The sequence below is a fragment of the Curtobacterium sp. MCPF17_011 genome, assembly GCF_003234145.1.
Classification (GTDB): domain Bacteria; phylum Actinomycetota; class Actinomycetes; order Actinomycetales; family Microbacteriaceae; genus Curtobacterium.
Genome location: NZ_QKSK01000013.1, coordinates 1 through 23,062 on the forward strand (window position 1 = coordinate 1; position 23,062 = coordinate 23,062).

A 23,062-nucleotide genomic window follows, 5' to 3' on the forward strand; every position below is an offset into this window, starting at 1 on the left:
ATGTGTATAAGAGACAGCGGCGGGCGGCGCAGGTGGGCGGCGGCCGAGGTCGCACGAACTGCCGCCCGCCGGGTGCCGAGGCGGCACTTCGTGCGACCTCGGCGAGTAGTCCGTGGCGTGTTGTGCGACTTGAAGGCTGCGCCGCCGGCCGGGGCGCCGGCGGGCCGGCGGGCCGGCGTCCGATCGTCGAGGTCGCTCGAACTGCCGGCAGGCCGAGCGGCGTGCGGCACATATCGCGACCTGGGCGCTCGGGCTGCGGCGCGTCTCGCGACCTCGGGAACGCTCGATCGCGCGGCTCGCGAGTGCGCGACTTGCAGGCTCCTGCACTGGAGGCTCGCGTCACGTCGTTCTCCACAGGGAACGGGAGTCGTCGGCTCGGTCCGCCGCCGCGTTCCCGAGACTGTCGAGATGGTGCAGCCACGACCCCTTCCGAGCCCGTTCGACGCGCAGCCCTTCCGGGTTGGCGACGCGCTGTCGTCGGGCCTCGACCCAGGACGACTTCGCCGCCGCGATCTGCAACGACCCGTCCACGGGGTCCGCGTCGGGCGCGGGTACGAGGGGACGCTGGTGGAGGCGCTCTCACTCGTCCTGGGAACCGACCAGTTCTTCAGCCACACCACGGCGGCGTGCCTCTGGGGAGCACCGCTGCCCGGGCGGGAACAGGATCGGAACCACGTCTCCACGGCTGGCCGCGGTCCGCTGATGCGCCGCCCGGGCGTGACCGGCCACCGGGCCCGAGCGGACGCCCCGATGACCACGGTCCGAGGAGTCCGGTGCAGCACCCCGGAACAGGCCTGGTGGGAGTGCGCTTCCGTGCTCGGGCTCCGTGATCTGGTCGCGGTCGGTGACCACCTCGTCGGGAGGAGCGCTCTGACCACCATCGACGGGCTCGCCGCATCGATCCGTCCGGGGCACCGTCACGTCCGCGTGGCCCGAGCCGCCATCGAACTCGTCCGCGTCGGGTCGGAGTCAGCGATGGAGACGTGGTTCCGGCTCGCCTTGGTCGACGCCGGATTCCCGGAGCCGGTGCTCAACATCGACGTCGAGGACCCTTCTGGGACGTTCCTCGGTCGTGTGGACATGGCTTGGCCCGAGTACCGGATCGCCTTCGAGTACGACGGTGACCACCATCGTGACCGCGAAGTGTTCCAGCACGATCAACGGCGAGACAACGGTTTCGTCGTCAACGGATGGCTCGTCGTGCATGCCACTGCCCTCGACGCGTCTCGTCCGGCGCTGGTCTTCGAGCGACTCCGCCAGGCGTTCGCGATCCGGCGAAGCAGTCCCGCGCGCAGCTCTGCGTCGGCTCAGTGAGTCGACTTCCCTGCGACGCGGGGGAGGTCCGGCTCGCCGAGGTCGCACGACGTGCTGACCGAGACGGGCGCCGGCGGCAGTTCCGGCGACCTGGACGGCGGGCGCAGGGAGAGCCTCCCGGCCGGGGAGCAGTCGCGCTCCCCGCGAGGTCGCTCGACATGCCGTCAGACCGACGTCGGGGTCGCACGAAGTGCTGCCCGGGACGGGGTCGGGCGGCAGTTCGTGCGACCTCGGGCCGCGCGCCGCCTCAGGTCAGGAGAGCGTGGCGGGAGCGCCCTCGCGCGGCAGCAGCGGCAACCACACGCGGAAGGTGGCGCCGCCGCCCGGGGTGTCGAACACCTCGACGGACCCGTGGTGCGCGTGCACGATGCCCGACACGATCGCGAGCCCGAGGCCCGATCCGCCGGTGTCCCGTGCGCGGCTGGTGTCGGCTCGCCAGAAGCGCTGGAAGATCTTCTCCCGCAGCTGCGGCGGGATGCCCTCGCCGTGGTCGATCACGTCGATGTGCGCCATCTCGCGCTCGTCGTCCACGCCGATGCCGATCTCGATCGGGTCGTCGTGCTCGGTGAACCGCATGGCGTTGCCCATCAGGTTCGTCACGATCTGCCTGACCTTGTTCTCCTCCGCCAGGACGATCGGCGGCCGCTTGGGGAGCACGATCGTCGGCAGTGGCGTCGTCTCGTCGGTCGGGTTCTTCGTGTCGAGGCTCATCGCCCGGGTGCGACGAGCGCGGAGACGCGCGATCGTCTGCCGCGAGAACGCGATCGGCCCGGTGGTGTTGAGCGACGGGGACGCGGGGGCGGCCGGGCTGCCGGAACCGTCGGCCGCGGCACCGAAGGAACTCATCGGCCGCACGGCCTGCGGCACGTTCTCCCCGGTCAGGGCGTCCTCGACCAGGACCTGGATCTCGCGGTCCGGGTTGGAGGCCATCGTGTCGAGCGCGGAGTCGCGGGCGATGGTGACGAGGTCGACCGGTCCGAGTTCGAGCGGCTTCGACTCGTCGATGCGGGCCAGCTGCAGCAGGTCCTGCACCAGGAGGCCCATGCGCTTGGCCTCTTTCTCGATGCGGTCCATCGCCTGCGCGACGTCCTCTTCCTTGCGCAGCGCACCCATGCGGTAGAGCTCGGCGTACCCGCGGAGGGACACCAGCGGCGTCCGGAGCTCGTGCGAGGCGTCGCCGACGAACCGGCGCATCTGGTCGATCGTGCGCTCACGGTCCTCGAACGCGTCGTCGATCCGCTCGAGCATCGCGTTGAGGGACCGGTTGAGTCGGCCGACCTCGGTGTTCGGGGTGTCTGCGTCGAGGCGCTGGTTGAAGTCGCCGGCTGCGAAGCGAGCCGCGGTGTCCTCGACGTTGCGCAGCGGGTCGAAGGTGGCGGTGACGAGGAGGCGTGTGAGCATCGCCCCGAGCAGGATCACCGAGATGCCGAACAGCAGGAAGATGACCGTGAACTGCGCGATGGTCTGGTCGGTGCCGGCGCTGGAGACCGCGACGAGGACGTAGCCGGTCTCGGTCGCTCCGGTGGAGAGGTTCTGCAGGTTCGCGGGGATGACCTGGGCACGCCACTCGTGGTTGTGCTGCTTGTCGTAGAGGCTGAAGGGGGCCGCCGTGGAGGCCGCCGACGAGAAGCGGACGTGTGAGACGTCCGGCTGCGACGGCGACTGCGTGTCGCAGATCTGTTCGCCGCCGCCGTCGTACGCGGCGACGTAAGAGCTCTTCTCGAGGACCATCGACAGCTTGCAGTACTGCTCACCGTCGCTGACGTTCTGACCTTCGAGCTGCGAGCTGGTGGTCGTCACCTGGGTGTCGAGTTGCCGCATCAGGTACGTGCTCAGCACCGTCATCGTGCCGAGCCCGGCGACGAGCAGGCCGAGCGCGACCAGGAGGACGGTGATCCCGGTGATCTTGGTGCGGAGGGAGATCGCGTCCCACCAGTGAGTCATTCGCGCGTGCATGCTTCCCCAACACTAAGCGGCGGCCGCCGGGGAGAACCCGACGACCGCCGACAGTCAGCTGTGACTCAGGAGGCCTTGGACGCCTTGAGCATGTAGCCGAAGCCACGCTTGGTCTGGATGATCGGCTCGGCCGAGTACTGGTCGAGCTTCCGACGGAGGTAGGAGATGTAGGACTCCACGATGCCGGCGTCGCCGTTGAAGTCGTACTCCCACACGTGGTCGAGGATCTGCGCCTTCGACAGCACGCGGTTCGGGTTCAGCATGAGGTAGCGCAGCAGCTTGAACTCGGTGGGGGAGAGTTCGATCTGCGCCTCGCCGATGGTGACCTCGTGCGTGTCCTGGTCCATCGTGAGCTCGCCGGCGCGGATGATCGCGTCTTCCTCGTCGTTCATCGTGCGACGCAGGATCGCCTTGATACGGGCGACGATCTCGTCGAGGGAGAACGGCTTCGTCACGTAGTCGTCGCCGCCGACCGTGAGGCCGGTGATCTTGTCCTCGGTGTCGTCCTTCGCCGTGAGGAAGAGGATCGGCGAGGTGTAGCCCGAGGAACGGAGGCGCTTGGTCACGCCGAAGCCGTTCATGTCGGGGAGCATGACGTCGAGGATGATGAGGTCCGGCTCCTCTTCGAGCACGGCGGAGATCGCCTGTGCCCCGTTCCCGACCGCCCGCACCGCGAAACCGGCGAAGCGAAGCGAGGTCGTGAGGAGATCGCGGATGTTCGGCTCGTCGTCGACGATGAGGATCTTGGGTCCGTCGGTCATGTGACCATCATCTGGCTGTTCCCTGGCCGATTCCTGGGAGCCGTTCGTGTGTCGGCTAGGCGTCGTCAGGCGACGGGTGCCGCCACCTGGTCGGCGTCGAGGATCGTGTACGAGTACCCCTGCTCGGCGAGGAACCGCTGTCGGTTCTGCGCGAAGTCCTGGTCCACCGTGTCGCGGGTGACGAGCGTGTAGAACGACGCCGGGACGCCGTCCTTGTTCGGCCGGAGCAGTCGCCCGAGTCGCTGGGCCTCTTCCTGGCGGGACCCGAACGAGCCCGACACCTGGATCGCCACCGTCGCGTCGGGCAGGTCGACCGAGAAGTTCGCGACCTTCGAGACGACGAGCACGTCGATGCTGCCTTCGCGGAACGCCTGGTAGAGCCGTTCACGCTCGTCGACCGGCGTCGCGCCGGTGATCTCGGCAGCGTCGAGCGACGCCGCGAGCTCATCGAGCTGGTCGATGTACTGCCCGATCACCAGGATCTGCTCACCGCGGTGCTTCTCGATGAGGTCGCGGACGACGGGGGTCTTCGCCGGCGAGGTGGCCGCCAGCCGGTACCGCTCGTCATCGCTCGATGCCGCGTACTCCAGACGGTCCTCGTGCGACAGGTCGATCCGGACCTCGTAGCACTCCGCGGGGGAGATGTAGCCCTGCGCCTCGATCTCCTTCCACGGAGCGTCGTAGCGCTTCGGCCCGATCAGCGAGAACACGTCGCCTTCGCGCCCGTCCTCGCGTACGAGCGTCGCCGTCAGTCCGAGACGACGTCGGGCCTGGAGGTCCGCGGTCAGCTTGAAGACCGGCGCGGGCAGCAGGTGGACCTCGTCGTAGACCACGAGCCCCCAGTCGAGCGCATCGAGGAGCGAGAGGTGGGTGTAGACGCCCTTCCGGCGGGCCGTGAGGATCTGGTAGGTCGCGATCGTGACGGGCCGGATCTCCTTGACGCTGCCGGAGTACTCGCCGATCTCGTCCTCGGTGAGGGTCGTGCGGCGGAGGAGCTCGGTCCGCCACTGCCGTGCCGACACGGTGTTCGTGACGAGGATGAGCGTGGTCGCCTTGACGGTCGCCATCGCCCCGGCGCCGACGAGCGTCTTGCCGGCGCCACAGGGCAGCACGACGACGCCGGAGCCCTGCTGGAAGAAGCTGTCCACCGCTTCGTGCTGGTACGGCCGGAGGTCCCACTCGGTGGTGTCGAGGTCGATCTGGTGCGGCTGCCCGGGCGTGTACCCGGCGAGGTCCTCGGCCGGCCACCCGATCTTCACGAGCTCCTGCTTCACCTGGCCGCGGGCCCACGCCTGCAACTCGACGGCGTTCTCGGAGCGTCGTTCGCCGAGGAGGGGCTGGATCCGCTTGGACCGCACGACCTCGGCGAGGACCGCCGGGTCGGATGCGGTGAGCACGAGCGCAGGCTGCTGCTCGAGTTCCTCGGTCGGGGAGTTCGCGATCACGGGAGCGTCTTCGCGCTCTTCCCGCCGGATGACGAGCCGCCCGTAGCGCGAGACGGTGTCCTCGATGTCGACCGTCACGCTCTGCGGCACCGGGAACTTCGCGAACCGTTCGAGCGTGTCGATCATCGACGCTGCGTCGTGACCGGCAGCGCGCGCGTTCCACAACCCGAGCCGCGTGATGCGGTAGGTGTGCACGTGTTCCGGCGCCCGTTCGAGCTCGGCGAACACCGCCAGCGCGTGTCGGGCGTCCTCTGCCTGAGGGTGCGCGACCTCGAGCAGCACGGTGCGGTCACTCTGCACGATCAGCGGTCCGTTCATGACGGATCAGCCTAGGCGGCGCAGCTGGTGCGTGACCCGGTTGTCCACAGCACGACCGTCAGGCGTCGCTCTCGATGCTGACGACGAGCGACAGCGGCAGGGTCCGTTCGACATCGACCGCGGTGTCCTTCCCGCGGACCCGACCGGCCGCGACCGAGGTCGGCACGATCGAGAACGGCCGCTCCGATCCGTCCGGCATCCGCACGGTGATGCGGATCGGCGTCCGACCACGCACCGCCATGTCGATCTGCCGAGCCATCCACTCCTGCTCCGGCTCCGCGTCGCCGCGTTCCGTCGTCAGTCGCAGGCGCTCCACGAGCGCACGTGCCGCCTGCTCCGGAGACCGGCTCGGTGCGCGTCGCCGGACGGGAGGCGCGGATCGCGTCTCCGGGCGCGCCCCCGCTGCGAGCACGGCCGGGTACCGCTGGTCCTCGAGCGCGCTGGCCACGACGTGCGGCGGGTACTTCGTGACGAGGGTGGTCAGGTCGGGCCGCTCCCACGCCAGCTGGCGGAGCTCGGCGTCGACCCCGATGAGGTCGAGCTGCTCCGGTGTGCCGTGCAGCACGGACCCGAGGTCGCCTTCGCCGCGGTCCACCACGACGCTGCCGTCACGGGTCGCCACCTGGTCGATCAGGTAGGTGAGGGGCTGGGGGACCTCGGTCGCACCGATGCGGGTGAACAGCGCCACCACGTCGTCGCGGGTGCGTCCGTCGCGGAGTGCCCGGCGGATCGAGTCCTCGGAGACGCGGTACCGCGCCGCCAGGCCCGGGGCCTCGAGATCGGCGACGGCCCGGAGGTCGTCGTCGTCGGCCGGTGTGAGGGGCCCCGGTGCGATGACCGTGAGGTCCGGCTGCAGGTACACCCCGTCGACGGTGCCGGGCAGGTCGGCCGCGGCGGCGGTGCGTGCTGCCTCCGGGTCGTCCCCGAGCAGTACCCGGCCGGTGGAGGTCAGGCGACCGTCGACCGCGAGCCCGAGGATCCGTGCCGTGCCGGCCGCGTCGAGCAGTGCGGCGTCGAGCCAGCGTGAACCGGCTGGGTAGGCCCACCGCCCGAGCGACACCAGGTCACCGAGGTCGTCGTCGGCGAGGTCCAGGACCTCGGCGACGGCGGGGTCGAGCGCAGCATGCCAGTCGTGCACGACCGTCGCCCAGCGGTCCGGCCACGAGGACCGGAGCCAGGCGTGTCCGGCGTCCGAGACCTTCCACGACCCGTCCTCGGGATGCGCGGCTCCGACACGGTCGAGCAGTGCGAGTCGGTCCGACACCACCGCGGCGTCCGCCCCGGTCCGCTCACCGAGCTGTCGGGCGAGGGGGGCACCGATGCCGCCCTTCGCGAGTTCCCGCACGGACCCGGCATCGGCGGCGCGGAGGAGCTCGGCCAGCACCGTGAGGGTCTCGAAGGCGTGCTCGGCACCGGCAGCGCGGGACCGGTCGTCGTCGGCGACCGACTGGCGGTCCGAGGTGTCGGGGCGGGCGGGGGTCGGGCCTCCCGGAGCGTCCGTGACGAGTTCCGGGCGCGCGGCGAGTCGTGCGGCGACCGCATCGTCGACCGCGCCCGTTCCGTCGGCCAGGCCGAGTGCGACCGCCGGTGCGAGGTCGTCCGGCGAGCCGCCGTCGCGGAGGGCGACGAGGGCCCGGCGAGGGAGCCGCTCGATCGCGGCGTCCACCGCGTCGTCGGTCCGGAGTGCTTCGGCCAGGTCGAAGAAGTCCGCGATGTGCTGCGGACCGGACTCGCCGAGTGCGGCGGTCGGGAGGGCGCGTGCCAGAACGAGTCGTTCGAGCGCGTCGTCCGGGAGCTCGCGCAGTCGTGCGGCGAGGTCCGTCGTGGTCGTCATCGTCCTTCGCCGGCGTCCGGGGCGGACGTCAGCGCGCCTCTGCGAGGTGCTGCCGGGCCTTGCGCGTCCAGGTGACGACCAGGAGCGTGAGCATGAGCACGAACGCGATCGGCGGACCGAAGTAGACGACCCCGAGCGCGACCGGCCAGATGCCGTCGCCGGGGATCTGCTGCATCGTCAACCACCCGACGATCATGACGATGAAGCACGCCAGGATGAGGCAGACGATCCCACCGACCATGAACGCGAGCGTGCGTTCGGTACGATTGAACGTCGCCGGGGGTTCCGCAGCAGTGCGGGGGTCCCCGGTGGATCGGGTCGGCTTGGCCATCGGCCCAGGATATCCGACGCACCGCGGCCGTCCATGTAACGAGGAGTCCCAGCATGCCCACCGGCAAGGTCAAGTTCTACGACGACCAGAAGGGCTTCGGCTTCATCTCCGGAGACGACGGCGACCAGGTCTTCCTGCACGCCTCCTCCCTGCCCGACGGTGTGACCACGGTGAAGGCCGGCACCAAGCTCGAGTACGGGGTCGTGCAGGGCAAGAAGGGGACCCAGGCGCTGACCGTCCGGATCCTCGAAGCCCCGCAGTCCCTCGCCAAGATGACCCGGCGATCCGCGGACGACATGGCCGTGATCGTCGAGGACCTCGTGAAGGAACTCGACCGGATCAGCGGCGACCTGAAGCGCGGCCGCTACCCGAAGAACGGTGAGCGCATCGCCACCATCCTGCGACACGTCGCCGACCAGTTGGACGCGTGAACATGACCACCGACCTCACCGAGCTCGCCCGCGGCGCACTGCTCGAGATCACCCCCGAAGCGACCGTCGGCAGCGCCGTCGGCACCGTGGACGAGGGGGACGGCGTCGTCTCCGTCCTCTTCGCGAACCGCATGCCCGGCTACCCGGGGTGGCGCTGGACCGTCAGCATCGCCCAGGTCGACGGTGACGAGCCCACCGTCCTCGAGGTCGAGCTGATGCCCGGCGACGGGTCGCTCCTCGCGCCGGAGTGGGTGCCGTGGTCCGAGCGGCTGGCGGACTACCGCGCGGCGCAGGACGACGAGGAGTCGGACGAGGACGAAGACGAGGACGAGTCGGACGAGGACGACGACTTCGACGACGAGTCGGACGAGGACGAGTCCGACGACGACGAGGACAATGACGACGAGGACGAGGACGAGGACGAGGACGAGGACGAGGACGAGGACGAAGACGACGTCCCGCCGCCGCCCGCTCGTGGCCGCCGTCGGACCCGACGCGTCCGCCCGGTCGACCCCGACGACGACCTGGACCTCGAGCAGCTCGACGTCGGCGAGGTCGACCCCGGCTTCCACCGGTCCTGACCCCTCCGCACAACGCAACGTGGGCGGCATCGCGCAACGGAGTACCGCTGCGAGATGCCGCCCACGTTGCGTGTTGCGGGAGGGCGTGGACTAGGCCGCCAGGGCCGCCACCACGTGGTCGATCGCCCGCGTCAGCTGCCGCACGTCGTCGGGGTCGATGGCGGTGAAGGTCGCGACGCGGAGCTGGTTGCGGCCGAGCTTCCGGTACGGCTCGGTGTCGACGATGCCGTTCTGGCGGAGCGTCGCGGCCACCGCCTTGGCGTCGATCGAGTCGTCGAGGTCGATCGTCACGACGACCTGCGACCGGTGCGCCGGGTCGGAGACGAACGGCGTTGCGTACTCGGACGCCTCGGCCCAGTCGTAGAGCGTCGCGGACGAGGTCTTCGTGCGCTGGTCGGCCCACGCGAGACCGCCGGACTGGTTCATCCACCGCACCTGGTCGTCGAGGAGCAGCAGGGTGGTGATCGCCGGGGTGTTCAGCGTCTGGTCCAACCGGCTGTTGTCCACGGCGTTCTGGAGCGACAGGAACTCCGGGATGTACCGGCCCGAGGCGGCGATCCGCTCGACGCGCTCGATCGCTGCGGGGGAGAACAGCGCGAGCCACAGTCCGCCGTCCGAGGCGAAGTTCTTCTGCGGGGCGAAGTAGTAGACGTCGGTCTGGTCCACGTCGAACGCGGCACCGCCGGCAGCGCTCGTGGCGTCGACGACGGTCAGCGCGCCCGAGTCCCCGGCGGCGCGGACGACCGGGGCCATGACGCCCGTCGAGGTCTCGTTGTGCGGGTAGGCGTAGACGTCCACGCCCTCGACGATCTCGAGCTCGGCGCGGGAGCCGCCCGGCGCCTCGACGACGTGCGGGGCCTCGAGCCAGGGGGCGGCAGCGGCCTTGGCGAACTTCGACCCGAACTCGCCGAAGGACAGGTTCTCGGCGCGGCGCTCGATGAGGCCGAACGCGGCGGCGTCCCAGAACGCGGTCGAACCGCCGTTGCCGAGGACGACCTCGTAGCCGTCCGGCACCTGGAACAGGTCGGCGAGACCCTGTCGGACGGATCCGACCAGGTCCTTGACGGGCTTCTGGCGGTGCGAGGTCCCGAGGACCGTGGCGCCGCGGGTGACGAGGGTCTCGAGCTGTGCTCCGCGGATCTTCGACGGACCACATCCGAAGCGGCCGTCGGTGGGGAGGAGGTCGGCTGGGATGACGATGTCTGCCATGGACCGATCCTAGCGACGGCGGGGGTGCTGCCCGGCGTGGACCGACCGGACGGGACGGCGCCAGTGGCGGCTGCGTGTCGGGGTCGGGGCGCGCCTGGCGTCCGGCGTCCGGCGTCCGCGCACAGCGCACGGTGTCGGTGCCGGCCGGGCGGTCCCAGCAAGTAGTGTTGGTCGGGCTGGGCCAGGACCATGAGAGGCGGACCGTGACCGATCTCGTCGACACCACGGAGATGTACCTCCGCACCATCCTCGACCTCGAAGAAGAGGGGATCGTGCCGCTGCGTGCACGGATCTCGGAGCGCCTCGGCCACTCCGGTCCGACGGTGTCGCAGACGATCGCCCGGATGGAGCGCGACGGTCTCGTCGTCGTCTCGGGGGACCGGCACCTCGAACTCACCGACACCGGTCGTTCCCGTGCCACCCACGTGATGCGCAAGCACCGGCTCGCCGAGCGCCTGCTGGCCGACGTCATCGGGCTCGACTGGGCCTTCGTCCACGACGAGGCCTGCCGTTGGGAGCACGTGATGAGCGAGCAGGTGGAAGTGCGCCTGCTGGAGATGCTCGGCAACCCGACGGAGTCGCCCTACGGCAACCCGATCCCGGGGCTCGCCGAGATCGGCGGTCCGACGGCGGCCGGGTTCCTCGACGGCGTGCGCAACATCGTCGCCGCGACCGACGACACCGACGCCGTGGCGACCGGGGTCATCCGTCGCCTGGGTGAGCCGGTGCAGTTCGAGCCGGAGTTGCTGCACCAGCTGCGGTCGGCCGGCGTGATGCCGGGGCGGACGGCGAGTGTGCAGCGCGCCGGAGCGTACGTGTCGGTCCGCGTCGAGGGCGAGGACTCGGGCATCGAGTTGCCGACCGAGGTCGCGCAGCACGTCTACATCAGCGTCGACTGATCGACCAGGGCGAACCATAAGGGGTACGCGCCGGGGGTACAATACCCTTTGCGGACCCACAGGCTCGCCGGCGAACACGGCAGGGCAGGCTGTTCGGCTCTGATCAGGGGTTCTTCACCGGATCGTTACCGGATCACGGTTTCATCTCGACATGGTGACGACGCACCCGTACACTCGACGAGTCCCCGGGAGCAGCGATCGCGGGGGCCCGTGGCAGGACGTCTCGAAACCCGTCTCCTGCCTGAGTCGGAAACGATGACGAACGGATGGGGTTGCGCACGCCGGGCTCACGCCTGGCGGGTGATGACGAGGCGCCGGAGACTCCCCCTTGACCCACACCGGAACCGCCGCGGACGACTCGACGACCGCGAACCCGACGAACACCGGTGACGCCACCGCGGCTCCCCTGACCCGCAGGGCAGCACGCGAAGCAGCGGAGCGCGCGACCCGCCGCCCCCTCGCACGCACGGCGTCCACCCCGGCCCGCACGCAGGCCACCCGCACGGGGGCCAGCCGTACCCCGGCCACCCGCACGCACGTCACCCCCGTCCGTGCCGGCAGCGCCCTCGGCGTCGCCCGCACCGCCACGACGACGACTCCGAAGCCGACCGCCGCCTCGCGCAAGCGCCGGTTCATGGCCCCCGTGGTCCTGGCCGTCGCCGCCGGGATGTTCGGCACCATGGCCGTCCCCGCCGCGTTCGCGAGCACACAGCCGAGCACGACTGCCGAGACCGCCCGGCAGTCGCTCGTCGCCGCCCAGTCGCAGGAGTTCGACGTGTCGGCAGCCGCCGGCGCGGCCGACACCTCGCGTGACGGTTTCGGTGCCACCTCGACCGCGACGCTCACCGCCGAGAAGACCGCCGAGCACGCCAAGGAGGTCGAGGCCGCCCGCGCCGCGGCCGCCGCCCAGTACGCCTACGACGGCAAGACGGCGGAGGACTACCTCGCCACCGCGAAGACCGGCACCGCGAACGCCGCCCCCACGGCGACCTCGGCTGCGGCGACGGCTGCCACGCCGGTCGCCGCCGGTACCCCGTTCTCGCTGCCGGCGGTCGTCGCCACGGCGAAGCAGTACATCGGTACGCCCTACGTCTTCGGCGGTGCCACCCCGGCCGGCTTCGACTGCTCCGGGTACGTCATGTACGTGTACGCCCAGTACGGCATCAACCTGGCGCACTCGGTCCCGCTGCAGGACCAGGCCGGCACGACGATCCCCGAGTCCGAAGCGCAGCCCGGCGACGTCGTCATCTTCAACAACGAAGCGCACGACGGTTTCTACATGGGCAACGGCATGATCATGGACGCCCCCAAGCCCGGGGGAGCCGTGTCGATCCGCCCGATCTGGACGAGCGACTACCACATCGTCCGCTTCGGCATCTGACGATCCGACACCGCTCCGGTGCCCCGGCCTGACGCTCGGACGTCGACCGTGTGAACACCATCAGAACCGGCCCCGCACCTCTCGTGCGGGGCCGGTTTCTGGGTTAGCCTGCACCCATCGGTTCGACTCGACCCGAACGGGAGACCACATGTCGACGTCACGCACGACCCGCACCATGGGTCGGCGCGCGCATGTCGACATACGGACGACCACAGCCTGCATGCCTCGGCACGCGCGCGACTGACCAGAGCACTGCCCTGACGGGTGGTGCTCTTCGTGTTTGCGGACCTCACCGCCTCCGGGCGGAGCGGTCCGGCCGACGCCCAGCCACGGGAGTCGGTGGCCGTGATGACCTGTTCGACGCCGAATGACCCGGTACCCGTACCGCCTGGAAGCCGTCCAGGCACGTCGGAAGGGAACCCATGCGCACTCTCGTCCTCAACGCCGGTTACGAGCCCCTCGCGGTGATCTCGTTCCGTCGAGCCCTGGTCCTCGTCATGAACCAGAAGGCCTCCGTCGTGGCCGCCGACACCCTGCACCCCGTCACGGGCTCAGCCGTCAGCTTCGACCGTCCGTCCGTGATCATCCTCACCCGGTACGTGCGGATCCCGCAGTCCCGGCTCATCCCGGTGTCCCGACGCGGGGTCCTCCGTCGCGACGCCAACCGGTGCGCCTACTGCGGCCGGAACGCCACCACGATCGACCACGTGCAGCCCAAGTCTCGCGGTGGCCGGGACTCGTGGGAGAACCTGGTCGCCTGCTGCCTGGCGTGCAACAACGTCAAGGGGGACCGCACCCCGCGGGAGATGGGGTGGACGCTGCGCTTCCCGCCGAAGGCGCCGCACGGGTCGGCGTGGGTGGTGCGCGGCATCGAGCGTCCGCAGCCGGACTGGGACGAGTACCTGGTGGCCGCGTAGGCAGCGGCGTCGCCGACCGTCGGACGGGAGGCCCGTGGTCACCGCACCACGGGCCTCCCGTCCGACGCGTCAGCCGTCGGCGGTAGCGTGCCGGCATGAGCGAGAGCGCGCGGTTCGACGACGCCACCATCGACGACCTCCGAGCCCGCCTCCGGGCGACCCGGTGGCCGGACGCGCCCGTCGGCGCCGGCTGGTCCCTCGGCGTCGACGTCGACGAACTGCGGGTCCTCGTCACCTCGTGGGCCGAGGACTTCGACTTCGCCGCGCACCGTGCGGTGATCGACGCGCTGCCGAGCCGGCGGGCGACGGTCGGCGGCATCGACGTGCACCTGCTGCACCAGCGTGCGGACCGCGACGACGCCCTGCCGATCCTGCTGGCACACGGCTGGCCGGACTCCGGGTGGCGGTACCGGCGCGTGCTGCCGTCCCTGGTCGACGCGGGGCTCCACGTCGTCGTGCCGGACATGCCCGGGTACGGGTTCTCGGCGATGCCCCCGCAGCCCCTGAGCTCGCGGGACGTCGCCGGGCTGTGGGCCGAGCTCATGACGCAGCTCGGGTACGACCGGTTCGCCGTCGCCGGCGGTGACATCGGCAGCGGTGTCGCTCGGTGGCTCGCGATCGACCACGCTGACCGTGTCATCGCGGTGCACCGGGTCGACGCCGGCATGCCGGTGTTCGAGGGCGACCCGGCGGAGCTCTCGGCCGCCGAGCGGACGTTCCTGACCACTGCCGGGGAGTGGCGGGACGCCGAGGGCGCCTACGGGGCGATGCACCGGACGAAGCCGCAGACCGTCGCTGTGGGTCTGACCGACTCACCGGCCGGACTCGCCGCCTGGATCGTCGAGAAGCTGCGCTCGTGGAGCGACTGCGACGGCGACCTGTGGTCGGTGTACTCCCGGGACGACGTGCTCGGGCTCCTCACCGAGTACTGGGTCACCGGCACCATCGGCTCGTCGGTGCGGATGTACCACGCGAACGCCGCGGTGCCGCCGAGCGAGCAGGCCCGGCGGGTGGAGGTGCCGTCGGGCTTCACACTGTTCCCGGTCGACCTGGTGCGACCACCGCGAGAGTGGCTGGAGCGAACGACGAACCTCGTCTGGTACTCGGAAGCGCCACGCGGTGGGCACTTCGCCCCGGTCGAGCAGCCGGGTCTGTTCGTGTCGGAGTTGCTCCGGTTCCTCGAGTCCTTCCGGGGGCCCGCCCCGGCCTGACCGACAGCGTCACGGCGCACGACGCAGGCCGAGACGGACGGGAGGCCCGTGGCGGAGTCGCCACGGGCCTCCCGTCCGTCAAGGGTGACGGTGCCGGTCAGGGCAGGTAGTACGTCGGGTTCGGCAGCTTCACGGACCGGTCGGCGGAGCCGCCGATGAGGTCGCTGTACTGGTCACCGACGTTCGCGACGACGTCGTAGCCGCCACCGCTCCGCGACTCGATGTGTGCGCGGGTCTGCGACTTGTACTCGATGGTCGTGCACTTGGCGGTCGCGCACTGCACGTACGACGGCTGCTGGGACGTCCCGGTGCCGGTCCACTTCGTGTAGTAGGTGCGGTTGCCGTCCTGCTCGGCCGCGAACTGCGGGAAGCCGACCCGGTGCAGGTTGTCGATCGTGGCGGCCTGCTGCGCCTCGTTGCGGCCGGTGAGGCCGATGACGGTGCAACCGGAGTGCTCGGCGACGGACACCAGGTTCGTCATCGACGGCGTGGCCGGGAAACGCTCGTCCTGCACCCAGACGTCCTGTTCGGTCGGGTCGAAGACGAAGTGCATGTCCGCGACCTCCATGTCGTACGTCCACAGGGTGGTGTCGTCGGCGTCGAGCACGATCGCGGGGTTGCGGTGCCGTCGGTCGGCGGCGGCGCACTGTGCCGCGATGACGGGGACCTGCCGAGCGACGAGCGCCCGCATCTCGCGGATGTACGGGCTGTCGGTCTTGTCCGCGACGCCGGTCCCGGGGTCGCCGTAGTACGTGGCGATGGTCGCCTTGACCGAGTCGATGTTCGGGATGCCCTCGCCGCCCTGCGTCAGGCCGGACGAACCGTCGGCCGCCATGCGGAAGCGCGTCTGGGGGGCGAGCTTCGGCTCACGGACGCCGGGGAGGTCCGCCGAGGGGAGGTAGTACGTCGGATTCGGCAGCTTCAGGGTCTCGTCGGCGAAGCCACCCTGCAGGTCGGACCACTGGTCGCCGACGTTGAGGGTGATGTCGTAACCGAGGTCCTGCTCGATGTGCTTGCGGGTGAGGGCCTTGTACTCGACCGTCGTGCACTTCGCCGTGGCGCAGGTGACGTAGCTCGGCTGCTGCGAGGCACCCTTGCCGGTCCACTTCGTGAAGAACCGGTCGTCGGTGAAGCCCGAGTACCCGACCTTCGCCAGGTTGGCGAGCGTCGCGGCCTTCTGGTCGTCGTTCCGACCGGTCAGTCCGAAGACGGTGAAGCCGACCTTCTGTGCGGCGGCCACGAAGCCCACCATCGACGGCGTCGCGGGGAAGCGCTGCCCCTGGACCCAGACGTCCTGCTCGGACGGGTCGAAGACGAAGTGCATGTCCGCGACCTCCATGTCGTAGGTCTCGAGCGTGGTGTCGTCGGCGTCGAAGACGATCGCCGGCTTCTCGCCGTGCCGGACCGCCTTGTCGTAGGTGCGCTGCAGGCTCCGGGTCTGCTTCTCGATGATCGAGCGCATCTCGCGGATGTACGGGCTGTCGACCTTGTCGGCGATGCCGGTGCCCGGGTCGCCGTAGTACGTCGCGATCGTCTTCTTGACGGAGTCGATGTTCGGGATGCCCTCGCCGCCCTCGGTCTTCCCGGAGGAGCCGTCCGGCGCCATCGTGAAGTGGGTCCGAGGGGTGAGGTGACGGTCGGCGCGGCTGGTGGCGCTGCTGCTGGCCGCCGTGCTCGACGTGCCGGTCGTCGTCGTGCTGGTCGTCGTCGGGGCGGTCGTGGTGGCGTTCGCCGCCGTGCCGCTGAGCAGTGCGCAGGCGAGTGCAGCCGCGGTGACGGCGGCGACCGCGGCGGAACGGCGCGCGGTGGAGGGGAGGGTCATGCTGGTCCTTCGGTCCGGGACTGCCCCCGACCGGGGGCCACGGCTGACGCTAGCTGGGAGCTTGTCGTGCGTCCAGGGTCTGTTGCAGACGGCACCACGGATGAGCGTTCTGCGGCTCCCGCTAGAGTGGTGTTGCCGGCCTCTGTAGCTCAATGGAAGAGCAGTTCCGTCCTAAGGAAAGGGTTGGGGGTTCGAGTCCCTCCAGGGGCACCACGGTGGTCCGCCCGGTTCTGTCGAGCCGCAAGGCTTGTTGCCAGTGATCCACGCATCGTGTCAGTGGATCGAGAGCCGCTTGCACCCGGAACTTGCAGGGGCGCGATCGCTGGGATCTGCACGGACCGTCGCCTCTTGCTCGTTCAAGAAGCGTCCGACGTCGGCTCGTCGAGGCACGAGCGGGTGCCCCGCTGAGACTGACCGGCGCTGCGCTATGACGAGCTCTTGCGGATGAACACCATCGTGGTGGCGTTCCACGGGATGTCCTCGCGTTCGTCGATGCCAGCAGGGCAGCCCCTCTTGTCGCCGCGCACGCAACCTGTCTCCTCCGCGTTCTACTTGTCGCCGAACGGTTTGGGGGTAGGACGTCCGGTCCACGACGCGACGCGAGGGTCGGTCCGCTCCCGCAAGGCGTCCGCATGACGCGCCTTCACTGCGATGGGCGTACGATTTCTCGATGTCGAGACGTCTTGTCTCGACAAGCCAGGCGTCCGTCACCTAGCTCGCCCTCGTCACCGTCGACAGGAGACCCCATGTCCGATTCCACCGCCCCCGACACCCACACGAACGTGGTTCCGCAGTCCACGCAGGCTTCGACCTGGGATGAGCAGATCACCCCGGGTCGCTTCTCCGGTCAGACCGTCATCGTCACCGGAGCCGCATCCGGAATCGGACGCGCCACCGCGTCGCGCGTCGCACGAGAAGGCGGCCGGGTCGTGGCGGTCGACATCACTGTTGACCGTCTCTCCGGCCTGCTCGAGGAACTCCCAGAGGCCGACATCGCGCCGGTGGGTGGCGACATCACCTCGCAGGCTGACGTGGACGCGGTTGTCACAGCCGCCGGTGGGCGGATCGACGCTCTCGCCAACGTCGCCGGCATCGCCGACGACTTCTCCCCGCTCGATGAGACCAGCGACGCCGTGTGGGAGCGCGTGATGGGCGTGAACGTGAACGGCACCTTCAAGCTCACCCGTGCCGTGCTGCCGGTCATGCTCGAAGCCGGTCACGGTTCCGTCGTCAACGTCGTCAGCGGAGCGGCTCTCCTCGGCAGCGCGTCCGGTGCGGCGTACACCGCGTCCAAGCACGCCGTCCTCGGCCTGACCCGGTCCTCGGCGTTCATGTACGCGCAGCGTGGTCTGCGCGTCAACGCGGTTGCCCCGGGTGCGGTCGCGACGAACATCGGCTCGTCCTCGAAGCTCTCGGAGACGGGCCAGGCGCGGTTGGCACCGTTCTTCGCACTGCTGCCCAGCGTCGCCGCTCCCGCCGAACTTGCTGCGTCGATCACGTTCCTGCTCAGCGATGACGGCGTGAACATCAACGGCGCCGTGCTCTCCAGCGACGGCGGCGTTTCGGTTCAGTAGCGCCACGCTACGGCTGGCCGCATCGGTCAGTGTCGAAATACCACGAGGATGGCTGTATGGCCAAGAGCACAGGACGACTTCGCAATGAAGAGACGCGCCTTGCGATCCTCGATGCGACACGGTCCGAGCTGGCCAGCCGTGGATGGGACACGCTGTCCTTCGAGCGGATCGCCGCGGTAGCTGGTGTCGGCAAGCAGACCCTGTACCGATGGTGGCCAACGAAAGCGGCGCTGGTTTCGGAGATGGTCACCGCAGGTGGCATCCTCCCGGTCGGTCCCATCGCCGTCACCGACGACGTCCGTGCCGACGTCACGGACTGGATGCTGGCCGTCGGCGGTGTGCACGACGACCCCGACGCGGCCGCGGTACTCCAAGCCATCGTCGCAGCCGTCGCAGAAGATGCTGACCTCTCCGCGAACTACGACGACCGGATCACGACCGTCGCCCGCACGCGACTTGCGGAACGGCTGCAACAGGCCATCGAGGCTGGCGCGCTTCCTTCCGACCTCAAGGTCGACACGGTGACGCAGGTATTCCTCGCGATGGTCCTGTGGTGCCTCGTCACGCGTCGCCCGCTCGCTGAGAACTTGGTCGCGGATCTCGTCGAGACGGTACTGCCCGCACCGCCCCGCTGACCAGCTACTCGTCGCCCGGGGATACTCCGCCCGGGCAGCGCGAACGCTGCCGTCCCTCCCCATCGATCGGCTATCGAGACCGCCGTAGCGCCGTGAAACGGCGACAAGATGTTCGGTCAGATCCAGGGACACGTGGGCCGTCGCCGAGACTCGTGAGCGGAGTTGGCGACGAGTAGTGAGTCCGTCGACAGCGGAGTGTCGCCGCGCGAACAACTTGTCTCCTTCGCGCACAACTTGTCGCCGGAGCGGCGTTCCTCGGTGCTGCCTCAGTCAGCGAACGTCTCCCGGCGAGTCAGGAGCAGCGTGCCGTGCGCGCTTGCTTGTTGTCGGGGTGGAGACGGCGTTCGGCAGGGACGTGTTCGAGCGGGACGCGTGCAACGATCTGGACCCCGCGCTGGCGTCGCCCGACGGAAAGTGCCGCACCCTTGCTCGGGTACGTGGACGGTGTTGCGTTCAGCGCCCCCCAGATTCACCGGGCCTTTTGGCGGGACAGTCATGCGGGAATCCCCAGGTCAAGCAGGATGCGGGCAAGTTGTCGTGGTTGTCGCCGCCGCCGTGTATCGGTGGACGACCGGCTGACGGGCGGCCGTACATGGCTACATGCGTACGATCTCCAGATCGTGGAGCTGCGCCGACGCGGCAGTGCTGTCTGTCTGCGACAGCCACTTTCACACCGGCTGCAGGCTCAGGAGAACACGAGAATGAAGCCGAGGATCGCGGCGGCGAGGGGCAGCGCGGTCAGGACGATTGCCGCAATGGGAGATTCCTTGCGGCGGACGTGAACGGCGATCGCTCCGGCCATGATCACGGTCAGGGCGACGCCGGCGACGGGGCTGAGGGCAGGGGCGATCCGGGTCGCGATGGGGAGGACGAGGCCGATTGCTCCGACGACTTCTGCGAGGGCGATGAGCTTGACGGTGGTGTTGGAGTAGTCCTCGATCCAGCCCATGCCGGCTTCCTTGAGGGCCGGTACCGGGCGGATCAGTTTCATCAGGCCTGCGCCGAAGAAGGCGACTGCGGCGAGACCGGCAACGATCCAAAAAGTGATGGCCATGCGTTGTAGCTCCAGGTGGGGTGATGGTGTCGAACGGGGTACTCGATCGAGGAGCGTCGACGCGGCGCGGGTGAACCCCGCAGGTCAGTCGATGGTGATGACGAGTTTTCCGCCGCCGGAGGTGGGGGCGGTTTCCAGCTCCGCGAGGGCGGGGATGGCGTCGTCGAGGGCGACGGCACGAGCGATGCGGGTGACGATCTCGCCTCGTCCGGCGGCGTCGGCGACGCGCTGGAGGTCCTCGCTGTCGGGGCGGGCCATGAACGCCTTGAAGGGGCCGGGTAGGACGCTGCGGGCGAACTTCGATGCCGCGGGGACGATGTCGATGATGCATCCGTGGAGGGTGAGCATCTGGCGTGCGACGCCGTAGGGCAGGGTCCCTGCCGTGTCGAAGACCACGTCGAACCGGCCGGTGCGCGGAACAGGATCTGTGTCGAACGTGACGACGGGGTCGACGCCGAGGTGACGAGCTTCGGCTTCCGTTCCCGACCGGCAGCTACCGGCCACGGTCGCGCCTGCCGTGAGTGCGACCTGGACGGCGATTCGTCCGACTCCGCCGAGGCAGCCGTTGATGAAGATGCGCTGTCCAGGTCGGAGCTTGCCGGCCGCCGTGACCGCCTGGTAGGCGGTGAGGCCGGCCACCGGCAGGGTCGCGGCATGTTCGAAGGAGAGGTCGTCGGGCTTGGAAGCGACGGATCGTTCGTTGGCGATCACGAACTCCGCGAACGCTCCTGCATGCTGCAAGCGCGCCGCGCCGAGGACCGCGTCGCCTACCCGAAAGCGGGTGACGCCCTCTCCGACATGTTCGACGACACCGGCGAAATCGTGACCGACACCGCGTGGGAACCTCCTGCCGGTCATGACCCGCATCTCGCCGTTGCGGATCTTCCAGTCCATGGCGTTCGCCGATGCTGCACGCACGCGAACAAGGATCTGGCGTCGACCTGGTTGCGGGATGGCCGCGTCTTCCAACACCAGGACGTCCGGACCGCCGTAGCGGTGGTACTGCAGGCGCCTCATCGCTGCCGGGTCCCAGCGAGCCCGCGGCGTGCGAGGAACCAGCCGACGCCGATCACGGTCAGCATGGGGATGGTGAACTTGAGCTGCGGCCAATTGTCCTCACCGGGCGGGTCCACGCTTGCCGTTCCCGGGTAGAAGAACGCCGAGAGCTGACTGAGCCAGTAGGTGCTTGCCGCGAACGCGGCAGCGTCCACGCCCACACGGCCGGAGCCCGGCCGCCACAAGTTCGCCAGGGTCGCTATCGACAACGCGACGCCGGAACTCATGGTCTGCGCGTTGTGGAACTTCGCGTGCGGAGGCCAGGAGTCGTTGTAGATGTGCGTCTCGTTGAAGTCGAACACGTACGGGCCGACCATCTGCGCCACCGCGGTCGCGGTGACCAGTGCCTTGCCCAGCGTCGCCATGCGCATCAGTGCTCGTCGCTGGATGTCGTACGGAGGGGCAGGATGACGCGGCTCGCTATCAGCCAGCGGCCTTCGTGCAGGACGACCGTGTCGTCGTAGACGACGCCGTGCACGCCGCCGTGAGCCATGATCATCAGTCCCTTGGACCGCACCGACGCCGTCGACTCGCCCGTCTCCGCGATGACGATGTTCGTCACGAAGTGCGACAGCGGTGCGTGCCCGGAGGCGAACAGCTGCCCCGCCGCGGTTCGCAGGGCCTCCAGACCCTCGAAAGCGCCCATCCCGGAACTGGTCATGTCGTACGTGGCGTCGGGGGTGAACACCTCACCGAGTTGATCCAGGGCGTTCTCGTCGACCACGAACGCCTGGCGCGAGAGAGTCTCGGAGATTTGGAAGCGATCGTGTGCAGAGAGCATTGCTCCTCCTTGGTTGGTACTCAGTACCGTAACACACCCCGTCCAAGTTGGGACCCGGTCCGGCACATGTTGGTACACTGAAGCCATGACCGAGCCAACCGCCGAAGCGGACACGACCCCGCTGACCCTGGTCGAACGGAAGCAGCGTGCCGCGCGGAGTCGGATCATCGACGCCGCAGATGAGTTGTTCGCCGAGCGAGGCTTCGACGCGGTCTCGGTCACGGACATCGCCGAACGGGCCGAGGTCGGCCGGACGACGTTCTTCCGACACTTCGGCGACAAGACGGAAGTCGTCTTCGCCAAAGAGCAGGCCATGTTCGACGCGATCACTACCGTTGCATCCGCTCTTTGGGACCCCGCGCCACCCGTGCAAACCCTCGGAGACGCCCTGAGCGCGCTCGAACCGCTTGTCCTCCAACTCTGCGCACAAGCGATCTCGGACCTTGCCACGTACCGGCGGCACACAATGCTTCTCGACGCGCACGAGGAGCTGCGGGCGCGCGAAGCGGTCAAGCACCAGTACATCGCGAACGAGTTCACGAAGGCGCTCATCATGCAGAACGCCCCCGTTGACGTTGCCACCATTGCAGGGCAACTGGCGGTCGCCTGCTACTACAGCGGTCGGATCCTGGCCAGCGACCCCGCCGACCTGGTGGAAGGGACCGCGGATGCCTTCCGGAAAACACTTGCGATGCAATCTGCAGCCTCGAACTAGTCGAGCTCGCGATCGTCTACTGGGCGATCCTCGTCTGGACGAGTAGGGAGAGGCCGAACACGAGCACTCCCAGGCCGAGCGGGGCAAGGACGACCAGGAACGGCGTCGTCGCTCCTTGAGCAGCGAGCATCATCGCGATCCAGAAGAACGCGATGATGCCTGTTCCCACGCTCACCGCCCCGAAAGCGATCGCTGCGCCCCATCGCGAAGCGTCCGAAGACAGCGGGACGACCAGCAGACTGCAGACAAGTGCTCCGACGATGCCTGGCACGATGCACGACCGGAAGGCAGCGTCCGCCGAAGCTCACTGATCTGGGCCTGCTCCCGTCCGATGCACGGGCACTGAGAGGGAGGATCCGTCCATGCCAGGCGGAGAGCGACCACCGAAGCTGGAGCAGGTTCGGTTGACTCCTGACGGGTAGGGGGCATTGGCTCCGCCTTTTCATGACGGGCAGTTCCATGACGGAATGCGATGGCCGTTCGGGTCTGCCCGCTGAGCTTCCCAGCGACATCAGCGGAACCTCGTCTGCTACTGCGCGGCGAGTTCTGGTGCCAGCGGGCCCATCTCTGGCGCGGCCGCGGTTCCCGACGATGGCCATGCCGAGGTGGAGCGTGGAGCTGGCGACGGGAGCCGCCCCTCGCAGCGGTGTTCGACGCCACCCGCAACGAGCAATGCGACGGGCCCGACAGAGGACGGGGCTGCACGGCCCGTCAAGAACTGACAGTTGTGATTGCTCCTTCTTCCTCACCTGAACTGCTCGAGTCGGCCGATCAGCGCTGACAAGTTCGCTCAGAAGCTGACACGAAGGCTGACCGCTCGACCGGTTCCGTCATGTG

The 23,062-nt window shown here is 69.2% G+C and carries 22 protein-coding genes and 1 tRNA gene; 11 read left to right on the forward strand and 12 right to left on the reverse strand.

The features are described from left to right. Window positions 1–567: 567 nt before the first annotated feature. A complete protein-coding gene (locus tag DEJ25_RS14215) occupies window positions 568–1,314 on the forward strand; it encodes an endonuclease domain-containing protein (protein WP_111045106.1) in 747 nt (248 codons plus the stop codon). A 252-nt stretch (window positions 1,315–1,566) separates the two neighbouring features. Here the strand turns inward: DEJ25_RS14215 and DEJ25_RS14220 are convergent, their stop codons facing one another. The 5 genes from DEJ25_RS14220 to DEJ25_RS14240 form a co-directional block, all read right to left on the reverse strand. Next, window positions 1,567–3,258 (reverse strand): cell wall metabolism sensor histidine kinase WalK, encoded by a 1,692-nt coding sequence (locus tag DEJ25_RS14220; protein WP_258366513.1) that lies wholly within the window; start codon window positions 3,256–3,258, stop codon window positions 1,567–1,569. A 77-nt stretch (window positions 3,259–3,335) separates the two neighbouring features. Beyond that, entirely contained in the window at window positions 3,336–4,031 is a 696-nt protein-coding gene (locus DEJ25_RS14225) for a response regulator transcription factor (RefSeq protein WP_110905105.1), read from the reverse strand. 65 nt (window positions 4,032–4,096) lie between these two features. Beyond that, the gene (locus DEJ25_RS14230; protein ID WP_110905104.1) at window positions 4,097–5,794 is read right to left on the reverse strand and encodes a DNA repair helicase XPB; all 1,698 of its coding nucleotides are present in this window, start codon (window positions 5,792–5,794) and stop codon (window positions 4,097–4,099) included. A 58-nt stretch (window positions 5,795–5,852) separates the two neighbouring features. Then, window positions 5,853–7,628, reverse strand: coding sequence for a helicase-associated domain-containing protein (locus DEJ25_RS14235; RefSeq protein ID WP_111045108.1), 1,776 nt, complete (start codon window positions 7,626–7,628; stop codon window positions 5,853–5,855). Window positions 7,629–7,656: 28 nt separating this feature from the next. Further along, the gene (locus tag DEJ25_RS14240; RefSeq protein WP_110905102.1) at window positions 7,657–7,959 is read right to left on the reverse strand and encodes a multidrug ABC transporter ATPase; all 303 of its coding nucleotides are present in this window, start codon (window positions 7,957–7,959) and stop codon (window positions 7,657–7,659) included. 53 nt (window positions 7,960–8,012) lie between these two features. Between DEJ25_RS14240 and DEJ25_RS14245 the strand changes: the two genes are divergently transcribed. Beyond that, window positions 8,013–8,390, forward strand: a complete 378-nt coding sequence (locus DEJ25_RS14245; protein ID WP_110905101.1) for a cold-shock protein — start codon at window positions 8,013–8,015, stop codon at window positions 8,388–8,390. A 2-nt stretch (window positions 8,391–8,392) separates the two neighbouring features. Then, window positions 8,393–8,971 carry a DUF3027 domain-containing protein gene (locus DEJ25_RS14250; RefSeq protein WP_111045109.1) on the forward strand — a complete coding sequence of 193 codons (579 nt, stop codon included), beginning with the start codon at window positions 8,393–8,395 and terminating at the stop codon, window positions 8,969–8,971. Between the two features lie 90 nt (window positions 8,972–9,061). On the opposite strand, the gene serC is transcribed toward DEJ25_RS14250, so the two are convergent. Then, window positions 9,062–10,180 (reverse strand): phosphoserine transaminase, encoded by a 1,119-nt coding sequence (gene serC, locus DEJ25_RS14255; protein WP_111045110.1) that lies wholly within the window; start codon window positions 10,178–10,180, stop codon window positions 9,062–9,064. A 203-nt stretch (window positions 10,181–10,383) separates the two neighbouring features. Between serC and DEJ25_RS14260 the strand changes: the two genes are divergently transcribed. The 4 genes from DEJ25_RS14260 (at window position 10,384) to DEJ25_RS14275 (ending at window position 14,588) form a co-directional block, all read left to right on the forward strand. Beyond that, a complete protein-coding gene (locus tag DEJ25_RS14260; RefSeq protein ID WP_110905098.1) occupies window positions 10,384–11,079 on the forward strand; it encodes a metal-dependent transcriptional regulator in 696 nt (231 codons plus the stop codon). Window positions 11,080–11,407: 328 nt separating this feature from the next. Continuing rightward, on the forward strand, window positions 11,408–12,460 hold the full coding sequence (locus tag DEJ25_RS17170; RefSeq protein ID WP_110905097.1) for a C40 family peptidase: 1,053 nt from the start codon (window positions 11,408–11,410) through the stop codon (window positions 12,458–12,460). A 422-nt stretch (window positions 12,461–12,882) separates the two neighbouring features. Further along, window positions 12,883–13,377 (forward strand): HNH endonuclease, encoded by a 495-nt coding sequence (locus tag DEJ25_RS14270; RefSeq protein ID WP_110905096.1) that lies wholly within the window; start codon window positions 12,883–12,885, stop codon window positions 13,375–13,377. Window positions 13,378–13,472: 95 nt separating this feature from the next. Next, window positions 13,473–14,588, forward strand: coding sequence for an epoxide hydrolase family protein (locus tag DEJ25_RS14275; RefSeq protein ID WP_111045111.1), 1,116 nt, complete (start codon window positions 13,473–13,475; stop codon window positions 14,586–14,588). A gap of 97 nt (window positions 14,589–14,685) precedes the next feature. On the opposite strand, the gene DEJ25_RS14280 is transcribed toward DEJ25_RS14275, so the two are convergent. Continuing rightward, a complete protein-coding gene (locus DEJ25_RS14280; RefSeq protein WP_111045112.1) occupies window positions 14,686–16,410 on the reverse strand; it encodes an HAD family acid phosphatase in 1,725 nt (574 codons plus the stop codon). Window positions 16,411–16,548: 138 nt separating this feature from the next. On the opposite strand from DEJ25_RS14280, the gene DEJ25_RS14285 reads away from it, so the two are divergent. The 3 genes from DEJ25_RS14285 to DEJ25_RS14295 all read left to right on the forward strand — a co-directional run bounded on the left by DEJ25_RS14285 (window position 16,549) and on the right by DEJ25_RS14295 (window position 18,619). Beyond that, window positions 16,549–16,623: transfer RNA gene (locus DEJ25_RS14285), tRNA-Arg, on the forward strand. 533 nt (window positions 16,624–17,156) lie between these two features. After that, window positions 17,157–17,984, forward strand: a complete 828-nt coding sequence (locus DEJ25_RS14290) for an SDR family NAD(P)-dependent oxidoreductase (protein WP_258366514.1) — start codon at window positions 17,157–17,159, stop codon at window positions 17,982–17,984. A gap of 56 nt (window positions 17,985–18,040) precedes the next feature. Next, window positions 18,041–18,619, forward strand: coding sequence for a TetR/AcrR family transcriptional regulator (locus tag DEJ25_RS14295; RefSeq protein ID WP_110905092.1), 579 nt, complete (start codon window positions 18,041–18,043; stop codon window positions 18,617–18,619). A gap of 685 nt (window positions 18,620–19,304) precedes the next feature. Here the strand turns inward: DEJ25_RS14295 and DEJ25_RS14300 are convergent. From DEJ25_RS14300 to DEJ25_RS14315, 4 genes are all read right to left on the reverse strand, one after another. Then, window positions 19,305–19,673, reverse strand: a complete 369-nt coding sequence (locus DEJ25_RS14300) for a DoxX family protein (RefSeq protein ID WP_111045114.1) — start codon at window positions 19,671–19,673, stop codon at window positions 19,305–19,307. A gap of 84 nt (window positions 19,674–19,757) precedes the next feature. Continuing rightward, window positions 19,758–20,690 carry an NAD(P)-dependent alcohol dehydrogenase gene (locus DEJ25_RS14305; protein ID WP_111045115.1) on the reverse strand — a complete coding sequence of 311 codons (933 nt, stop codon included), beginning with the start codon at window positions 20,688–20,690 and terminating at the stop codon, window positions 19,758–19,760. Then, window positions 20,687–21,100, reverse strand: a complete 414-nt coding sequence (locus tag DEJ25_RS14310; protein ID WP_111045116.1) for a DUF6640 family protein — start codon at window positions 21,098–21,100, stop codon at window positions 20,687–20,689. The genes DEJ25_RS14305 and DEJ25_RS14310 overlap by 4 nt, the downstream gene beginning before the upstream one ends. Next, entirely contained in the window at window positions 21,100–21,510 is a 411-nt protein-coding gene (locus DEJ25_RS14315) for a nuclear transport factor 2 family protein (RefSeq protein WP_111045117.1), read from the reverse strand. The genes DEJ25_RS14310 and DEJ25_RS14315 overlap by 1 nt, the downstream gene beginning before the upstream one ends. A gap of 85 nt (window positions 21,511–21,595) precedes the next feature. Between DEJ25_RS14315 and DEJ25_RS14320 the strand changes: the two genes are divergently transcribed. Further along, entirely contained in the window at window positions 21,596–22,225 is a 630-nt protein-coding gene (locus tag DEJ25_RS14320; RefSeq protein ID WP_111045118.1) for a TetR/AcrR family transcriptional regulator, read from the forward strand. A gap of 16 nt (window positions 22,226–22,241) precedes the next feature. Here the strand turns inward: DEJ25_RS14320 and DEJ25_RS16795 are convergent, their stop codons facing one another. Then, a complete protein-coding gene (locus tag DEJ25_RS16795; RefSeq protein ID WP_181427459.1) occupies window positions 22,242–22,394 on the reverse strand; it encodes a hypothetical protein in 153 nt (50 codons plus the stop codon). Window positions 22,395–23,062 lie beyond the last annotated feature (668 nt).

What these genes read in the sequence shown, in the direction of transcription:
- DEJ25_RS14220 (WP_258366513.1), bottom strand. Translation starts at nt 3,258, where the DNA reads ATGACTCACTGGTGGGACGCGATCTCCCTCCGCACCAAGATCACCGGG.
- DEJ25_RS14225 (WP_110905105.1), bottom strand. Translation starts at nt 4,031, where the DNA reads ATGACCGACGGACCCAAGATCCTCATCGTCGACGACGAGCCGAACATC.
- DEJ25_RS14230 (WP_110905104.1), bottom strand. Translation starts at nt 5,794, where the DNA reads ATGAACGGACCGCTGATCGTGCAGAGTGACCGCACCGTGCTGCTCGAG.
- DEJ25_RS14235 (WP_111045108.1), bottom strand. Translation starts at nt 7,628, where the DNA reads ATGACGACCACGACGGACCTCGCCGCACGACTGCGCGAGCTCCCGGAC.
- DEJ25_RS14240 (WP_110905102.1), bottom strand. Translation starts at nt 7,959, where the DNA reads ATGGCCAAGCCGACCCGATCCACCGGGGACCCCCGCACTGCTGCGGAA.
- DEJ25_RS14245 (WP_110905101.1), top strand. Translation starts at nt 8,013, where the DNA reads ATGCCCACCGGCAAGGTCAAGTTCTACGACGACCAGAAGGGCTTCGGC.
- DEJ25_RS14250 (WP_111045109.1), top strand. Translation starts at nt 8,393, where the DNA reads ATGACCACCGACCTCACCGAGCTCGCCCGCGGCGCACTGCTCGAGATC.
- serC (WP_111045110.1), bottom strand. Translation starts at nt 10,180, where the DNA reads ATGGCAGACATCGTCATCCCAGCCGACCTCCTCCCCACCGACGGCCGC.
- DEJ25_RS14270 (WP_110905096.1), top strand. Translation starts at nt 12,883, where the DNA reads ATGCGCACTCTCGTCCTCAACGCCGGTTACGAGCCCCTCGCGGTGATC.
- DEJ25_RS14275 (WP_111045111.1), top strand. Translation starts at nt 13,473, where the DNA reads ATGAGCGAGAGCGCGCGGTTCGACGACGCCACCATCGACGACCTCCGA.
- DEJ25_RS14280 (WP_111045112.1), bottom strand. Translation starts at nt 16,410, where the DNA reads ATGACCCTCCCCTCCACCGCGCGCCGTTCCGCCGCGGTCGCCGCCGTC.
- DEJ25_RS14290 (WP_258366514.1), top strand. Translation starts at nt 17,157, where the DNA reads ATGTCCGATTCCACCGCCCCCGACACCCACACGAACGTGGTTCCGCAG.
- DEJ25_RS14295 (WP_110905092.1), top strand. Translation starts at nt 18,041, where the DNA reads ATGGCCAAGAGCACAGGACGACTTCGCAATGAAGAGACGCGCCTTGCG.
- DEJ25_RS14300 (WP_111045114.1), bottom strand. Translation starts at nt 19,673, where the DNA reads ATGGCCATCACTTTTTGGATCGTTGCCGGTCTCGCCGCAGTCGCCTTC.
- DEJ25_RS14305 (WP_111045115.1), bottom strand. Translation starts at nt 20,690, where the DNA reads ATGAGGCGCCTGCAGTACCACCGCTACGGCGGTCCGGACGTCCTGGTG.
- DEJ25_RS14310 (WP_111045116.1), bottom strand. Translation starts at nt 21,100, where the DNA reads ATGCGCATGGCGACGCTGGGCAAGGCACTGGTCACCGCGACCGCGGTG.
- DEJ25_RS14315 (WP_111045117.1), bottom strand. Translation starts at nt 21,510, where the DNA reads ATGCTCTCTGCACACGATCGCTTCCAAATCTCCGAGACTCTCTCGCGC.
- DEJ25_RS14320 (WP_111045118.1), top strand. Translation starts at nt 21,596, where the DNA reads ATGACCGAGCCAACCGCCGAAGCGGACACGACCCCGCTGACCCTGGTC.